Source organism: Streptomyces sp. NPDC024687 (assembly GCF_055559055.1).
On sequence record NZ_JBVHLJ010000007.1, the window covers coordinates 256321 to 271706 of the forward strand.

At 71.4% G+C, this 15386-nt stretch carries 14 protein-coding genes; 9 read left to right on the forward strand and 5 right to left on the reverse strand.

Annotated elements, in window-relative coordinates; translation table 11 throughout:
* Positions 1–90 precede the first annotated feature (90 nt).
* Positions 91–936: a siderophore-interacting protein gene (locus tag ACZ39I_RS27650; RefSeq protein ID WP_467247289.1), complete on the reverse strand. Its 846-nt coding sequence runs from the start codon at positions 934–936 to the stop codon at positions 91–93.
* Positions 937–1029: 93 nt separating this feature from the next.
* Entirely contained in the window at positions 1030–1959 is a 930-nt protein-coding gene (locus tag ACZ39I_RS27655) for a 5'-3' exonuclease (protein WP_467247597.1), read from the reverse strand.
* A gap of 194 nt (positions 1960–2153) precedes the next feature.
* Between ACZ39I_RS27655 and ACZ39I_RS27660 the strand changes: the two genes are divergently transcribed.
* From ACZ39I_RS27660 to ACZ39I_RS27675, 4 genes are all read left to right on the forward strand, one after another.
* Positions 2154–3203, forward strand: coding sequence for a quaternary amine ABC transporter ATP-binding protein (locus ACZ39I_RS27660; RefSeq protein ID WP_467247291.1), 1050 nt, complete (start codon positions 2154–2156; stop codon positions 3201–3203).
* On the forward strand, positions 3196–5805 hold the full coding sequence (locus ACZ39I_RS27665; protein WP_467247292.1) for an ABC transporter permease/substrate binding protein: 2610 nt from the start codon (positions 3196–3198) through the stop codon (positions 5803–5805). The genes ACZ39I_RS27660 and ACZ39I_RS27665 overlap by 8 nt, the downstream gene beginning before the upstream one ends.
* A gap of 293 nt (positions 5806–6098) precedes the next feature.
* The gene (locus ACZ39I_RS27670) at positions 6099–6668 is read left to right on the forward strand and encodes a helix-turn-helix domain-containing protein (protein WP_467247294.1); all 570 of its coding nucleotides are present in this window, start codon (positions 6099–6101) and stop codon (positions 6666–6668) included.
* The gene (locus ACZ39I_RS27675; RefSeq protein ID WP_467247296.1) at positions 6665–7381 is read left to right on the forward strand and encodes a helical backbone metal receptor; all 717 of its coding nucleotides are present in this window, start codon (positions 6665–6667) and stop codon (positions 7379–7381) included. The genes ACZ39I_RS27670 and ACZ39I_RS27675 overlap by 4 nt, the downstream gene beginning before the upstream one ends.
* Here the strand turns inward: ACZ39I_RS27675 and ACZ39I_RS27680 are convergent.
* Positions 7293–8417, reverse strand: a complete 1125-nt coding sequence (locus ACZ39I_RS27680; protein ID WP_467247298.1) for a TDT family transporter — start codon at positions 8415–8417, stop codon at positions 7293–7295. The two genes, ACZ39I_RS27675 and ACZ39I_RS27680, sit on opposite strands and share 89 nt — an antisense overlap.
* Positions 8418–8487: 70 nt before the next feature.
* On the opposite strand from ACZ39I_RS27680, the gene ACZ39I_RS27685 reads away from it, so the two are divergent.
* On the forward strand, positions 8488–9414 hold the full coding sequence (locus tag ACZ39I_RS27685; protein ID WP_467247300.1) for a LysR family transcriptional regulator: 927 nt from the start codon (positions 8488–8490) through the stop codon (positions 9412–9414).
* 66 nt (positions 9415–9480) lie between these two features.
* Here the strand turns inward: ACZ39I_RS27685 and ACZ39I_RS27690 are convergent, their stop codons facing one another.
* Together ACZ39I_RS27690 and ACZ39I_RS27695 are read right to left on the reverse strand one after the other, a co-directional pair.
* A complete protein-coding gene (locus ACZ39I_RS27690; RefSeq protein ID WP_467247302.1) occupies positions 9481–10170 on the reverse strand; it encodes a gamma-glutamyl-gamma-aminobutyrate hydrolase family protein in 690 nt (229 codons plus the stop codon).
* A 67-nt stretch (positions 10171–10237) separates the two neighbouring features.
* Positions 10238–10975: a FadR/GntR family transcriptional regulator gene (locus ACZ39I_RS27695; protein ID WP_352390088.1), complete on the reverse strand. Its 738-nt coding sequence runs from the start codon at positions 10973–10975 to the stop codon at positions 10238–10240.
* A 95-nt stretch (positions 10976–11070) separates the two neighbouring features.
* On the opposite strand from ACZ39I_RS27695, the gene ACZ39I_RS27700 reads away from it, so the two are divergent.
* The 4 genes from ACZ39I_RS27700 to ACZ39I_RS27715 are packed head-to-tail and all read left to right on the forward strand — an operon-like array spanning position 11071 to position 15385.
* Entirely contained in the window at positions 11071–12429 is a 1359-nt protein-coding gene (locus ACZ39I_RS27700) for a glutamine synthetase family protein (RefSeq protein WP_352390087.1), read from the forward strand.
* Positions 12430–12440: 11 nt separating this feature from the next.
* The gene (locus ACZ39I_RS27705; RefSeq protein WP_467247303.1) at positions 12441–13823 is read left to right on the forward strand and encodes an aldehyde dehydrogenase family protein; all 1383 of its coding nucleotides are present in this window, start codon (positions 12441–12443) and stop codon (positions 13821–13823) included.
* Positions 13820–14611 carry a 3-oxoacyl-ACP reductase gene (locus ACZ39I_RS27710; RefSeq protein ID WP_467247304.1) on the forward strand — a complete coding sequence of 264 codons (792 nt, stop codon included), beginning with the start codon at positions 13820–13822 and terminating at the stop codon, positions 14609–14611. The genes ACZ39I_RS27705 and ACZ39I_RS27710 overlap by 4 nt, the downstream gene beginning before the upstream one ends.
* 21 nt (positions 14612–14632) lie before the next feature.
* The gene (locus ACZ39I_RS27715; RefSeq protein WP_467247305.1) at positions 14633–15385 is read left to right on the forward strand and encodes a DUF2510 domain-containing protein; all 753 of its coding nucleotides are present in this window, start codon (positions 14633–14635) and stop codon (positions 15383–15385) included.
* Position 15386 lies beyond the last annotated feature (1 nt).

The following is a 15386-nucleotide window of genomic DNA, read 5'->3' on the forward strand; positions in this document are numbered from 1 at the left end:
CTCCGGACACGAGTCCGGGCACGGCGAAAGGGCGGCACCTTCGAAGGTGCCGCCCTTTCGCCGTATGCCTGAGCGACCGGGAACGTATGCCTACGCGGCCGGTGCCGCCCCCTCCTGCTCCGCCTCGATGCGCGCGTTCCAGTCCCGCTTGGAGGCCTGCCAGCCGTCCTCGTTGTGACCCAGGCGCCAGTAGCCGGAGATCGACAGGTGCTCGCGCGGGACGGCGCGTTCGACCCGCAGCAGATGGCGCAGCTGCTTCACGAAGTGCGCCTCGCCGTGCACGAACGCGCACAGCCGGCCCTCCGGGAACTCCAGCGCGCCAACGGCCTCGACCAGGGCCTCGCCGACGGGGCGGGAGCCGCGGTGCAGCCACACGACCTCCACGTCGGAGTCGATCTTCAGCTCCTCCTCGGGCCCGGAGACCTCGATGAAGGCGTGCGCCCGGGCGCCGTCGGGCAGCGACTCCAGGGAGCGGGCGATCGCGGGCAGCGCGCTCTCGTCCCCGACGAGCAGATGCCAGTCGGCCTCGGGGTCCGGGGCGTAGGCGCCGCCCGGGCCCATGAAGCGCACGGTCTCGCCGGGCTGGACGCGCATCGCCCAGGGTCCGGCCAGGCCCTCGTCGCCGTGGATCACGAAGTCCAGGGTGAGCTCGCGGTGTTCGGCGTCCCAGTGGCGCACGGTGTACGTGCGGGTCACCGGCCACTGCTCGCGCGGGAACTCCTCGCGGATGCGCTCGATGTCGAAGGGTTCGGGGTAGGTCGCGCCCTCGGCCGGGAAAAGGATCTTGACGTAGTGGTCGGTGCAGGTGTCCGCCCCGAAGTCGGCGAGTCCGTCGCCGCCGAGCACCACGCGCTGCATGTGCGGGGTGAGGCGTTCGGTGCGGACGACCTGTGCGGAGTGGGGCTTCCGCGGCTTGCGTCCCGGTCCTTCTGCCATGGCGGCCTCCCAGTTCCCTACGCTTAGGCTTACCTAAGTTAGCACCCGCCCCCTTGGCGATGGCGTGCCACTCGTGGAAAGCGAGGGCAATATTTACGCGCCGAGCGTCGCCACCAGCCGCTGCAACGATCCTCCCAGTCCCCATCGCTCCGCCAGCTTCTCCAGCGCCGCGGGATCGCGCGGCGCACGCGGAACCGCGGTCTCCACCTGCGGCAGCGGGACGTCGCCGGCCACCCGCACGACCTTCGGTGCCACGGCCAGGTACGGCCGCGACTCGTCCAGCCGCTTGCGCTGCGACGGCGTGAGCTTCGTCTTCGGATCGTCGACCGCGGCCATGATCCCCGCCAGGTCGCCGAACTCGGCGAGCAGCTTGGCCGCCGTCTTCTCGCCGATGCCGGGCACGCCCGGCAGACCGTCGCTCGGGTCGCCGCGCAGCAGCGCCAGATCCGCGTACCCCCGGCCGTCGACGCCATACTTCTCGCGCAGCCACGCCTCGTCGGTCAGCTGGAGCGTGCCGACGCCCTTGAGCGGATACAGCACCCGGATCCGGCGCTCGTCGTCCACCAGTTGGTACAGGTCGCGGTCGCCGGTGACGATGTCGACGGGGCCCGTCGCCCTAGCGGTGAACGTGCCGATCACGTCGTCCGCCTCGTAGCCGGCCACTCCCACGCGCGCGATGCCGAGCGCGTCCAGGACGGCCTCGATGACCGGCACCTGCGGCGACAGGGTGTCCGGCACCTCCTCCTCGTCCGGGCCGCTCTCGCGCTCCTCGGCGACGCGGTGCGCCTTGTAGGAGGGGATGAGGTCGACCCGCCACTGGGGTCGCCAGTCGGCGTCCATGCAGGCCACCAGGAGGTCGGGGTGGTGGTCCTTGACCAGGCGGTCGATGAATTCGAGGAGGCCGCGCACGGCGTTCACCGGGGTGCCGTCGGGAGCCTTCACCGAGTCCGGCACGCCGAAATAGGCGCGGAAGTAGAGCGAGGCGGTGTCGAGGAGCATCAGTCGTCCGGTCACGTCTCGCATCATGCCGTACCCCACTGACACCGGCCGTCGACCCTTGACTCGTTCGGCGGCGTGAGCGTCCTGTGAACCAGGACACGGGTGTGTTTGGCCCAGAGACGTATGGGCAGGCGCCGCCCCGGAGCGGGGCAGGTTGCACTTTCAACTGTTCGCGGCCCTTCGTCTCCCCCCAGTGGTCGAAGAGACGAGAGGCACGCGTGTCAGCAAGGCTTGAGGCAGAACAGCTGTACAAGGTTTTCGGAAGACGCCCGCACGAGGCGGTCGACAGGCTCCGCGAGGGCGCCGATCGGGAGGGACTGCGCGCCGAGGGCACCACGGCGGCGGTGATCGACGCCTCCTTCACCGTGGACCCGGGCCAGATCTTCGTCGTCATGGGCCTGTCCGGCTCCGGCAAGTCCACGCTGCTGCGCATGCTCAACGGCCTCCTTGAGCCGACCGCGGGCCATGTCCGCTTCGACGGCCAGGACCTCACCGCGCTCACCGACCGCGAACTGCGCGCCGTACGCGCCCGGAAGATCAGCATGGTCTTCCAGCACTTCGCGCTCTTCCCGCACCGCAGCGTCCTGGAGAACGCCGCCTACGGCCTCGCCGTCCAGGGCGTCGCCAAGGCCGAGCGGACCGAGCGGGCGACGAAGGCCCTGGAGCTCTGTGGCCTGGGCGGCTGGGAGAAGTCCTGGCCCGACGAGCTCTCCGGCGGCATGCAGCAGCGCGTGGGCCTGGCCCGCGCCCTCGCCACCGACGCCGACCTGCTCCTCATGGACGAGTCGTTCAGCGCGCTCGACCCGCTGATCCGGCGGGACATGCAGGACCAGCTCCTGCAGCTCCAGCAGACCCTGAAGAAGACGATCGTCTTCATCACCCACGACCTCAACGAGGCCATGCGGCTCGGCGACCGGATCGCCGTCATGCGCGACGGCCGGATCGTCCAGACCGGCAGCGCGGAGGACATCCTCGTGCGGCCCGCCGACGACTACGTCGCCTCCTTCACCAAGGACGTCGACCGCTCCCGTGTTCTGACCGCGTCCGCCGTCATGGACACGGCCGTCAGCGGCGCCGAGGCCGACTGCGGCTGCGCGGGCGACTGCGAGACCGCGACACCCGAGACACCGTTCACAGAGCTCTGCGCGATGAGCGCCCGGTCGACGCACCCGGTGGCCGTCCTCGACGAGCACCGCACCCTCGTCGGCGTGGTCCCGCAGCAGCGACTGGTCGCCTTCATGGGCGACGCGGAGGTGGCCCATGCCTAGGATCCCGCTCGGCGACTGGGTCAACGACACCGTCGACTGGCTGCTCGACCACGTGTCCTGGCTCTTCGACTTCCTCAAGACCGTCTTCACCGACACCTACGACGGTATCGACGCCGTCCTCCAGGCGCCCCACCCCCTGCTCCTCGCAGGGATCTTCGCCGTGATCGCGTTCTGGCTGCGCGGCACCCTGGCCGGGGTCCTCACCTTCGCGGGATTCGCCTTCATCGACTCCCTCGAACTGTGGGAGGACGCGATGACGACCCTCTCGCTGGTCCTCGTCGCCACGATCATCGCGCTGGTCATAGCCGTGCCGGTGGGCATCTGGGCGGCCCGCTCCGACCGGGTCAGCTCGATCGTCCGCCCCGTGCTGGACTTCATGCAGACGCTGCCCGCGATGATCTACCTCATCCCGGCGATCCTGTTCTTCGGCACCGGCGCCCCCGCCGGCATGGTCGCCACCCTGATCTTCGCGCTCGCCCCCGGCGTCCGCATGACCGAGCTCGGCATCCGCCAGGTCGACAAGGAACTCGTCGAGGCCGCCGAGGCGTTCGGCACCACCCCCCGCGACACCCTCCTGCGCGTCCAGCTGCCGCTCGCGCTGCCCACGGTGATGGCAGGCGTCAACCAGGTCATCATGCTCGGTCTGTCGATGGCCGCGATCGCCGGCATGGTCGGCACCGGCGGCCTCGGCGGCGACGTCAACGAGGCCATCGGCCAGCTCGACGTGGGCCTCGGCTCCGAGGCCGGTGTCGCCATCGTGATCCTGGCGATCTACCTCGACCGCATGACCGGCGCGCTCGGCACCCAGGTCTCCCCGCTGGGCCGCCGCGCCGCCGCCAAGGCCCGCGCGACCCAGGGCGGCGTGAAGATCTGGTCCTACCGCCTCCGCCCCCAGATCGCCGTGATCGGCGTCGTCGTCCTCGCCCTCGTCGCGGGCGGCATGGGGATCTTCGGCGGCACCTCGGGCGAGGCCACGGCCGTCTCCGGCGGCAAGGACGTCGGCCAGGGCAAGAAGATCAGCATCGGCTACGTCCCCTGGGACGACGGCGTCGCCTCCACCTTCCTGTGGAAGGAGATCCTGGAGGAACGCGGCTACCAGGTGGACGCCAAGCAGTTCGACGCCGGGCCGCTCTACACCTCCCTCGCCTCCGGCAACGCCGACTTCATGACCGGCGCCTGGCTGCCCACGACCCACGAGCAGTACTGGAAGAAGTACGGCGGCGAACTCGACGACCTCGGCGCCTGGTACGACAAGACGTCTCTCGAGCTGAGCGTCCCGTCGTACATGAAGGACATCAACACCCTGGCCGACCTCAAGGGCAAGGCTTCGCAGTTCGGCGGGAACATCACCGGCATCGAGTCGAGCGCGGGTGAGATGGCCCTGCTGAAGAGCAAGGTCCTGAAGGCGTACGGCCTCGACAAGGAGTACAAGGTCGTCGACAGCTCCACGCCGGCCATGCTGGCCGAGCTGAAGCGGGCGTACGCCAAGAAGGCCCCCGTCGTCGTCACGCTCTGGTCGCCGCACTGGGCGTACAACGACTACGACCTGAAGAAGCTCAAGGACCCCAAGGGCGCCTGGGGCTCGGGCGACGGCATCCACACGGTGGCCCGCAAGGGGTTCACGGACGACAACCCGGTCGTCGGACAGTGGCTGAAGAACTTCAAGCTGGACGAGAAGCAGCTCACCGGCCTGGAGGCCGAGATCAACAAGGCCGGCAAGGGCAGGCAGCAGGACGCCGTGCGCACCTGGCTGAAGCAGCACCCCGGCCTGGTCGACAAGCTGGCCCCCGTCCAGAAGTCGGCGGCGGAGACCAGGCGCCCGGTGAACGTGGCCTGGTTCCCCTGGGACGAGGACATCGCCGTCACCTACCTCTGGAAGAACGTGCTCGAGAAGCGCGGCTACCGGCTCAACCTCAAGCAGATGGACGTCGGCCCGGTCTACACCGGCCTCGCCTCCGGAGACCTGGACCTCAACTTCGACGCCTGGCTGCCGTACGCCCAGAAGAACTACTGGGACAAGAGCAAGGACAGCCTCGCCGACCTCGGCACCTGGTATCGGCCGACCTCGCTGGAGGTCGCGGTCCCGTCGTACGTCAAGGGCGTGAAGACGTACGAGGACCTCAAGGGCAGGGCCGCGGAGTTCGACGGGAAGATCATCGGCATCGAACCGGGCACCGGCGAGATGAACCTCCTCAAGATCAAGGTTCTGCCGGGCTACGGCCTCGACAAGGAGTACGAGGTCGTCGACGGCTCCACGCCGGCGATGCTGGCCGAGCTCAAGCGCGCCTACGCCAAGAAGCAGCCCGTGGCCGTGGTCCTGTGGTCCCCGCACTGGGCGTACAGCCAGTACGACCTGACCAAGCTGAAGGACGACAAGAAGCTCTTCGGCGAGGGCAACACGATCCGCACCATCTCCCACGAGAAGTTCCCCGGGCAGTACCCCCAGCTCACCAAGTGGATCAAGGGCTTCCGGATGAGTGAGGACGAGCTCGGTACTCTGGAGAGCGAGATCAACCGGTACGGCCAGGGGCACGAGGAGCAGGCGGTCGCGGCCTGGCTGAAGAAGCACCCGGAGATGGTCGGTCGGATGACACCGTCATAACCGCTCCGGGCACACGGTAAGGATCCGGCCAACCACATAGAGCTACGTCATCGCCCGAACTCTCATGCCGACGAGGGGACTTGGGCGGCCCGCAGCGGACGGGTGACCGAAACCCGGCCCCCTGGCTCTCTCCAGGGGGCCGTTCGGCTGGCGCGAACTGTGAGGTACCGTCGCACGCCGTACGACATGGATGTGACGGCCGCGTGAAACGGTTTGCCGAACATGCATAGGGTGCAGACAACTCATCAGGGGACGTGTCACAGGACCGACGAGCGGAGGAGGGAGCCGGGGCCATGGGCGACCACAAAGAACAGCCCCTTCGGGTCGGCGCGGCCGTGCGCCGCAGGCGCCGCGCGCTGGAGCTCACCCTCGCTGTCGTCGCCGAGCGCAGCGGCCTCTCGGTCCCCTTCCTGAGCCAGATCGAGAACGAACGCGCCCGCCCCAGCCGCAGCTCCCTGGAGAAGGTCGCCGACGCCCTGCGCACCACGGCCGTCGAACTCCTCGCCGCCGCCGACCCGGCGTGCAGCGTCGACGTCGTGCACGCCGAGGACCCGGAGCCGGACGGTGCACCGCGGATGCGCTCCCTGGTGCGCGGTCACCACCAGATGCACGCTCAGGAGTTCACCGGCGACCATGACGCGGGCCGTGAATTCCAGTACCGCAACGACCAGTTGCTGTACGTCGCCGACGGCGCGGTGGACGTCGAGGCCGAGGGCCGCGCGTACCGGCTGGGCCGCGGCGACACCCTGTACCTCACCGGCGGGGTCCGGCACCGCTGGCGGGCGACCGTGGCGGACACCCGCGTGGTCGTCGTCGCCGTGGCCGAGCACGTCGAGGCGGCCTGGGACCGGCCCCGGCAGTGAGAGTCGTCTCCCTGGTCCCCTCGCTGACCGAGGCGATCGCCCGCTCGGCCCCCGGCGCCCTGGTCGGCGCCACCGACTGGTGCACCCATCCCGCCGATCTCGACGTCCCCCGCATGGGCGGCACCAAGAACCCGAAGCTCGACCGGATCGTCGCCCTCGCCCCCGACCTGGTGATCGCCAACGAGGAGGAGAACCGCGAGCCGGATCTCCGAGCCCTGCGCGAGGCGGGCCTTCAGGTCCTGGTCACCGAGGTCCGGGACGTCCCGCAGGCCTTCCGCGAACTGGCCCGGGTCGTCGAGGCCTGCGGCGCCGTACGGCCGCGCTGGCTGGACGAGGCCGAGGACGCCTGGTCGGCGCTCCAGCCCCCTGTGCGCCGTACGGCAGCGGTCGTGCCGATCTGGCGGCGGCCGTGGATGGTGCTGGGCCGGGACACGTTCGCGGGCGATGTGCTGTCCCGGCTCGGTGTGGACCATGTGTACGCCGGTCACGCCGACCGCTATCCGCGTATCCCGCTGGAAGAGCTGCGGGCGGCGGCCCCGGACGTGGTGGTCCTGCCCGACGAGCCGTACCGCTTCACCGCGGACGACGGCCCGGAGGCCTTCCCCGGTCTGCCCTGCGCCCTCGTCAGCGGACGGCACCTGACGTGGTACGGGCCGTCACTGGCCGAAGCACCACGGGCACTGGGCGAGGCCCTGCGAGCAGCGCTCCGCTGACCAGGCCGCGCGCGGTGTGCCCTGCGGCCGTGGTCCACGCGGCGACGAGAGCGACGTAGAGACCGGTGGCGAGCCAGTCGTAGACGACCAGTCCCGTGTGCCGGGCCAGTGCCTCGGCGCCCGTGACGCAGGTGCCGACCGGGAAGGTGAACGCCCACCAGGTCATCGAGAACCGCATCCCGTGCCGACGGGCGCGGACCACATGCGCGGTGGCGAGCCCCAGCCACAGCAGGGCGAACCCCATGACGGGAACGCCGTAGAGGACCGCGAGGACGCCGAAGCCCTGGCTGTAGGGGGCCGGTACGACACCGGGGGCCACGTCCGCGAACTTGCCGACGGCGGTGGTGGACTGGCCGAGTGGGCCGAGCACCAGGAAGAGGGTCGGGGTGAGGGCGAGGGGGAGCGGGCCGCCGGTGACGATCCGGGCGAAGACGAGCGGCAGCATCAGCGAGGTGGCGAGAAGGCTGAGTCCGAACATCGCGAAGCAGGCGAGGAGAAGGGTCTCGCGCGGCTGACCGGCGGGAAGATACGGCACGAGGAGCGGCCCGAGGGCGGCGGACACCATGGGTGCGACGAGGGGCAGCAGCCACACGGGCGTGGCCTGCCCCGGCTCGGCCCGCTGCCGTACGGCCATGAGGTACGGCACGGTGATCGCGGCGGCCAGACCCACCGCCGTACCGGCGGTGAACAGCACGGCGTCGAGAGCGACCGCGGCCGGGGTCCCGATCCAGTACCGGCCGGCGGTGAGGGCGCCGCCGCCGACGGCCAGCAGGGCCATGGCGAGGCAGCCGTAGAAGGGGGCCGTGGCGGGGTCGCGGAGGTGGGCGCGGGCCTGGTCGGCGTGGTGACGCCAGTGCAGGGCGCGGGCGCCGAGCAGGGCGAGCAGCAGGGCGAGGGACAGGAGCCAGACGGCGGCGCAGATTGTGCGCAGCCCGGGGAGGTGCACGGGGAGCGCGGTGCCGGCGGTGGCGACGATCGCGGTGCCCATGACGCAGGCGTACCAGTTCGGCCCGAGGTGACGGACGGCGGTGACCATGACTCCACGGTGCCGCCGGGAAGGGGCCGCGACCAGGGAGTACGGCTCTATGAGGGCATAAGCTGGTCTTATGAGCGGTGAGGAAGAGGTTCGGCCGGCGGTGGGCGGGATGCTGGCGCACCGGGTACCGGATCTCGGGGCGCTGGAGCTGCTGCTGGCCGTGGCGCGGCTCGGGAGTCTCGGCGGGGCGGCGCGGGAGGTGGGGATCACCCAGCCGGCGGCGAGCAGCCGGATCCGCTCCATGGAACGGCAGTTGGGGGTGGCCCTGGTCGACCGCTCGCCCCGGGGCTCCCGGCTCACGGACGCCGGGGCGCTGGTGACCGACTGGGCACGGCGGATCGTGGAGGCCGCGGAGGCCTTCGACGCCGGGGCGCAGGCACTGCGGGTCCGCCGGGACTCCCGGCTCCGGGTGGCGGCGAGCATGACGATCGCGGAGTACCTGCTGCCGGGATGGCTCCTCGCCCTGCGCGCGGGGCGCCCGGACACGGCGGTGTCACTGCACGCGGGGAACTCGGCGACGGTGGCGGAGCGGCTGCTGTCGGACGAGGCGGACCTCGGCTTCGTGGAGGGCCTGACCGTCCCCTCCGGCCTCGACTCGGTGGTGATAGCCCACGACCACCTGATCGTGGTGACAGCCCCGGGGCATGCCTGGGCCCGCCGCCGACGTCCCCTGGAAGCCGCCGAACTGGCCGCGACACCGCTGATCCTCCGGGAGAAGGGCTCGGGCACCCGCCAGGTCCTGGACGCTGCCCTGGGCGGCCTGGCCCGCCCCCTGATCGAGCTCTCGTCCACCACGGCGGTGAAGGCCGCGGTGGTGAGCGGGGCGGGCCCGGCGGTCCTGAGCGAACTGGCCGTGGGTGAGGAACTGTCGATGCGCCGGCTGGTGCGGGTGCCGGTGGACGGGGTGTCGCTGGCCCGGGACCTGCGGGCGGTGTGGCCCACGGGCCACCGCCCGGTGGGCCCGGCGAGGGACCTGCTGTCGCTGACGCGTGCCTAGGGTCCTTCTGAGGGATCTCCGCAGAAGACGCAGCGGCGTTCGGTGCGTGCGATCGCCGTGCGGGGCCTAGGCCCGGCCGGCCGCCGAGACCAGCCCCCGCATCACCCGCAGGTCCTCGCCCACTTCCGGATGCCACTGGACGCCCAACACCCAGTGCGTGCCGGGCAGTTCGACCGCCTCCACCGTGCCGTCCGACGCCTGCGCCGACACCAGCAGGCCCCTCCCGAGGCGGTCCACTGCCTGATGGTGGTAGGTCGGCACGGAGGTCTCCTCCGGGGCGAGGTCGCCGTAGACCGTGCCCGGTACCGGCTTGACCGGGTGCCGGCCGAAGACGCCCGGGACCTCCGCGTGGCCGTCGATGTGCTGGGTGAGGGTGCCGCCCAGGGCGACGTTCAGCAGTTGCATGCCCCGGCAGATCCCCAGCAGCGGGACGCGGGCCGCCAACGCCGCCCGGATCAGGGCCAGTTCCCAGGTGTCGCGGGCACGGGCGGGCGGGCCGGTGCGGGGATCGGGGGTGGCGCCGTAGTGGACCGGCTCCACGTCCGGGCCGCCCGCGATCACCAGGCCGTCCAGGCGGGCCACCGTCGCCGCCGCGTGCTCCGGGGCGTCCGGCGGGAGCATCGCGGCCAGACCGCCCGCCCGCTGCACCAGACGCGGATACCCCGCCGGCAGCAGCACCGCCTCCAGCTCCCAGACGCCCCAGCGCGCCCCGGCCTCCAGATACGTGCTGACACCGATCAGCGGTCGTACGGTCACTCGGCCCTCCCAGGCTTGCAATGGCGCACAGTCATACCTTTGCCCCCGGGGGCCACCGGCGGCAAGGTCACGCCAGAAATCCCCGCAGCAGCGCCGCCGTCCCCCCGCAGTGCTCCCGCATCATCTCCCGCGCCCCGTCGGCGTCCCCGTCCAGCACCGCCTCGACCAGCGCCGCATGCTGTCTCTGGGAGTGCTCCAGGTTGCGCACCAGCAGCGGGATGCAGTCCAGGAGGTCGTTCACCGAGGCCCGTACCGCGGCGTACTGCGCGGTCAGCGTGGGCGAGCCGCACAGTTCCGCGAGGGTCAGGTGCAGCAGGGTGTCCAGGCGCCGGTAGTCCGCCAGCGGCGCCTCCTGTGTGGCCGCCAGCGCCTCGCGCAGCCGCTGCGCCTGCTCGTCGGTGAGGCCGTGCGCCGCGCACAGGCCCGCCGCGCCCACCTCCAGGACCTCCCGGAAACGCAGCACGTCCTCGATGTCCACCTCGGCGATCCGGCGCCGTAGCTCCTCCTCGCCGACCGCGGCCCGGGCGCGGGGCAGCACGAACGTGCCTCCGTACCGGCCCCGCCGCGACTCCACCAGCCCCTGGTCCTGGAGCACCTTCAGCACTTCGCGCAGCGTCACCCGGCTGATCCCGAGCCGCTCCGCGAGCTCCCGCTCGGCCGGCAGCCGCCCGCCCCCCGGCACCAGCCCGAGCCGCACCACCTGCAGGATCTGCTCCAGCGCCTCCTCGAAGCCGTTGCCCGCCCTGACCGGCCGCAGCACCGGAGTCAACCGGTCGTCCGGGCCGCCGTCAGCATCCACCGACATATGGCCGAGCCCCCTTCCCAAGCAATGGTTCAGAGCAATACCTTATGGCTCCCGGCCCGGTCGGAAAAACGCGCAGCAGCCGAAGGAGCTCTCCCGTGGCAGACCGCACACCCCCGCTCAGCGTCGAGGAGCTGCACACCCTCGTCGCGGGCGGTGAGATCGACACCGTCGTCCTGGCCTTCCCCGACATGCAGGGCCGGCTCCAGGGCAAGCGGTTCGCCGCCCGCTTCTTCCTCGACGAGGTTCTCCACCACGGCACCGAGGGCTGCAACTACCTCCTCGCAGTCGACACCGAGATGAACACCGTCGACGGCTACGCGATGTCCTCCTGGGACCGCGGCTACGGCGACTTCGCCATGCGCCCCGACCTCGGCACCCTGCGGCGCGTGCCCTGGAACGCCGGTACGGCCCTGCTGATCGCCGACCTCGCCTGGGAGGACGGCTCCCCGGTCGTCGCCGCGCCCCGCCAGATCCTGCGCCGCCAGCTGGAGCGGCTCGCCGAACTCGGCTACACCGCCCAGGTCGGCACCGAGCTGGAGTTCATCGTCTTCAAGGACACCTACGAGCAGGCCTGGGACGCGAACTACCGCGGGCTCACCCCCGCCAACCAGTACAACATCGACTACTCGGTGCTCGGCACCGGACGGATCGAGCCGCTGCTGCGCCGCATCCGCAACGAGATGGCCGCCGCCGGGCTCACCGTCGAGTCCGCCAAGGGCGAGTGCAACCCCGGCCAGCACGAGATCGCCTTCCGCTACGACGAGGCCCTGACCACCTGTGACCAGCACGCCGTCTACAAGACCGGCGCCAAGGAGATCGCCGCCCAGGAGGGCGTGTCGCTCACCTTCATGGCCAAATACAACGAGCGCGAGGGCAACTCCTGCCACATCCACCTCTCCCTCGCCGACGCCGCGGGCGACAACGCCATGGCCGGCCCGGACGGCATGTCGGACGTGATGCGGTACTTCCTCGCGGGGCAGCTCGCGGCCCTCAGAGACTTCTCACTCCTCTACGCCCCCAACATCAACTCCTACAAGCGGTTCCAGCCGGGCTCCTTCGCCCCCACGGCCGTCGCCTGGGGCCACGACAACCGCACCTGCTCCCTCAGGGTCGTCGGCCACGGCCGCTCCCTGCGCTTCGAGAACCGGCTGCCCGGCGGGGACGTCAACCCGTACCTCGCGGTCGCCGGACTGGTCGCGGCGGGTCTGTACGGCATCGAGCAGAAGCTGGAACTGCCGGAGGTCTGCACCGGCAACGCCTACACCGCCGAGTATGCCCACGTCCCGACCACCCTGCGCGAGGCCGCCGAGCTCTGGGAGAACAGCCCGATCGCCCGGGCCGCCTTCGGCGACGAGGTCGTCGCGCACTACCGCAACATGGCCCGCGTCGAACTAGAAGCCTTCGACGCGGCGGTCACCGACTGGGAGCTGCGCCGCTCCTTCGAACGCCTGTGAGAGGTACTTCGTTGTCCCCGTCGTCCTACGAGCACGATCTGACCGTCCTCAATCCGGCCACCGAGGATGTCGTCGCCACCGTCCCCGCCGCCACCGCGGCCGACGTGGACGCGGCGGTCGCCCGCGCGTCGAAGGCGCAGGTCCGCTGGGCCGCCCTCGCCCCCGCCGACCGGGCCCGGCTGCTGCGCCGCTTCGCCGACGTCGTCGACCGGCACGTGGAGGAACTGGCCCGGCTGGAGGTCCGCGAGGCCGGTCACCTCCTCGGCAACGCCCGCTGGGAGGCCGGCAACGTCCGTGACCTGCTCGCCTATGCGGCAGGCGGGGTGGAACGGCTGAACGGCCGCCAGATCCCGGTCCCCGGCGGACTCGACGTCACGATCCTCGAACCCCTCGGCGTGGTCGGCGTCATCGCGCCCTGGAACTTCCCCATGCCGATCGCCGCCTGGGGTACGGCACCCGCGCTCGCCGCCGGCAACGCCGTCGTCCTCAAGCCCGCCGAGACCACCCCGCTCACCGCCCTACGGCTCGCCGAACTCGCCCTGGAGGCAGGGCTGCCGGAGGGCCTGTTCCAGGTGCTGCCGGGCCACGGGCCGATCGCCGGCACCGCCCTCGTCGAGCACCCCGGCGTCGCGAAGATCGTCTTCACCGGCTCCACCCGCACCGGACGTGACGTCATGGAGCGCTGCGCCCGCCAGGTCAAGCCGGTCACCCTCGAACTGGGCGGCAAGAGCCCCAACATCGTCTTCGCGGACGCGGACCTGAAGACGGCCGTCGACCCCTTCTCCTTCCTCGACAATTCCGGCCAGGACTGCTGCGCCCGCACCCGGATCCTGGTCCAGGAGTCGGTCTACGACGAGGTCCGGGAACTGCTCGCCGACGCCGTTGCTTCCGTGGTCGTGGGCGACCCCGCCGACGAGAAGACCCAGATGGGCCCGCTGATCTCCCGTCAGCAGCGCGATCGTGTAAGGGCGTTGGTGCCGAGCGACGCCCCCGGTCTGCGGGGCAGCGCGCCCGACGGACCCGGCTTCTGGTTCGCGCCGACCGTCCTCACCGGCGAGGCGCCCGACTCCGAGGCAGCCCGCGAGGAGATCTTCGGCCCGGTCGCCGTCCTGCTGCCCTTCACCGACGAGGACGACGCGATCCGGCTCGCCAACGACACCCCGTACGGCCTCTCCGGCTCCTTGTGGACCCGCGACATCGGCCGCGCCCTGCGCGTCTCCCGGGCCGTCAGGGCGGGCAACCTGTCCGTCAACTCCCACTCCAGCGTCCGCTACTGGACCCCCTTCGGCGGCTACAAGCAGTCCGGACTCGGCCGCGAACTCGGCCCGGACGCCCTGACCGCCTTCACCGAAACCAAGAACGTCTTCATCAGCACGGAAGGCCCCGCCCAGTGACCTCTTCGACCGAGCAGATCGTCTGCCGCCGTCTCGTCGGCCGTACGGCCGTCATCACCGGAGCCGGCAGCGGCATCGGTCTCGCCACCGCCCGCCGGCTCGCCTCCGAGGGCGCCAACGTCGTCTGCGCCGACGTCGACGAGACCCGCGGCAAGGCCGCGGCGGACGAGGTCGGCGGGCTCTTCGTCAAGGTCGACGTCACCGACCCGGACCAGGTCGAGGCCCTGTTCAGGACGGCGTACGACACCTACGGCAGCGTCGACGTCGCCTTCAACAACGCGGGGATCTCGCCGCCGGACGACGACTCCATCCTGGAGACCGGCCTGGAGGCCTGGAAGCGCGTCCAGGAGGTCAACCTGACCTCCGTCTACCTGTGCTGCAAGGCCGCGATCCCGTACATGCGGCGGCAGGGCAAGGGGTCCATCATCAACACGGCGTCCTTCGTGGCGCGGATGGGCGCGGCCACGTCCCAGATCTCCTACACCGCCTCCAAGGGCGGTGTGCTCGCCATGTCCCGTGAACTGGGCGTGCAGTTCGCGCGGGAGGGCATCCGCGTGAACGCCCTCTGCCCGGGCCCGGTCAACACCCCGCTGCTCCAGGAACTGTTCGCCAAGGACCCCGAGCGGGCCGCGCGCCGGCTCGTGCACATTCCGGTCGGCCGGTTCGCCGAGGCCGAGGAGATCGCCGCCGCCGTCGCCTTCCTGGCCAGCGACGACTCCTCCTTCGTCAACGCCAGCGACTTCCTCGTGGACGGCGGGATCTCGGGGGCGTACGTCACACCGCTGTAGGTCTCGCCCTACAGTGCCCCCATGAGCAGGACGCTCCCGCCCGGCTGGTACCCGGACCCCGACGCTCCGCAGCTGGAGCGCTGGTGGGACGGGGCCGCCTGGACGGACCACCGGCGCGTCCCCGGGGCCCCCGGCCCGCCGCGCGCGGCCGGCGGGGCCTCGGGGCGGGCCAAGGCCGTCGCCCTCACGGCCTCCGGCATCGTCCTCGTCGCCGCGATCGTCAGCGGGGCCTTCGCCCTCGCCCGGGGTCAGGGCGACGACGTGGTGGCGGACCCGGCACCGACGGTCACGAGCCCGTCGCCCACCACGGCCTCCGCGGCCCCTTCCCGCCTGGTCGACGAACTGGACGGCATCAGCCTGCCGTTGCCGGACGGCTGGGTCCCCTCCAAGTACGTCACCCGCGACAACCTCGTGATGACCACCGAGGGCGGCCGGGTCTTCACCCGCACGCTGCCCGCGAACTCCGGGCCGACATCCCTCGCGAAGAAGGACATACGGCAGGCCGCCGACAGTTCCTACGGCGGCATCCGCAGCCACCGGGTCGTCGGATGGGGGGACGTCGCCGTCGCCGGACGCACCGGATACCTGGTGCGCCGGCGCGTGAGGACGGCCCAGGGAGCCGAGGGTTACGTTCAGTCGCTGGCCTTCGCTCCCGCGCCCAGCGGATCCCCGAACGCCGTCGTCGTGCGCTTCGCCTTCGACGCGGGTCCGGGCGGGCCGCCGCTGGCCGACATGGACCGGATCACCCACGGGATCCGGTCCGTCCGCCGTTGAC

Coding starts and splice junctions, on each gene's coding strand:
- ACZ39I_RS27650 (WP_467247289.1), bottom strand. CDS start 936: ATGGCAGAAGGACCGGGACGCAAGCCGCGGAAGCCCCACTCCGCACAG.
- ACZ39I_RS27655 (WP_467247597.1), bottom strand. CDS start 1,959: ATGCGAGACGTGACCGGACGACTGATGCTCCTCGACACCGCCTCGCTC.
- ACZ39I_RS27665 (WP_467247292.1), top strand. CDS start 3,196: ATGCCTAGGATCCCGCTCGGCGACTGGGTCAACGACACCGTCGACTGG.
- ACZ39I_RS27670 (WP_467247294.1), top strand. CDS start 6,099: ATGGGCGACCACAAAGAACAGCCCCTTCGGGTCGGCGCGGCCGTGCGC.
- ACZ39I_RS27680 (WP_467247298.1), bottom strand. CDS start 8,417: ATGGTCACCGCCGTCCGTCACCTCGGGCCGAACTGGTACGCCTGCGTC.
- ACZ39I_RS27685 (WP_467247300.1), top strand. CDS start 8,488: ATGAGCGGTGAGGAAGAGGTTCGGCCGGCGGTGGGCGGGATGCTGGCG.
- ACZ39I_RS27695 (WP_352390088.1), bottom strand. CDS start 10,975: ATGTCGGTGGATGCTGACGGCGGCCCGGACGACCGGTTGACTCCGGTG.
- ACZ39I_RS27715 (WP_467247305.1), top strand. CDS start 14,633: ATGAGCAGGACGCTCCCGCCCGGCTGGTACCCGGACCCCGACGCTCCG.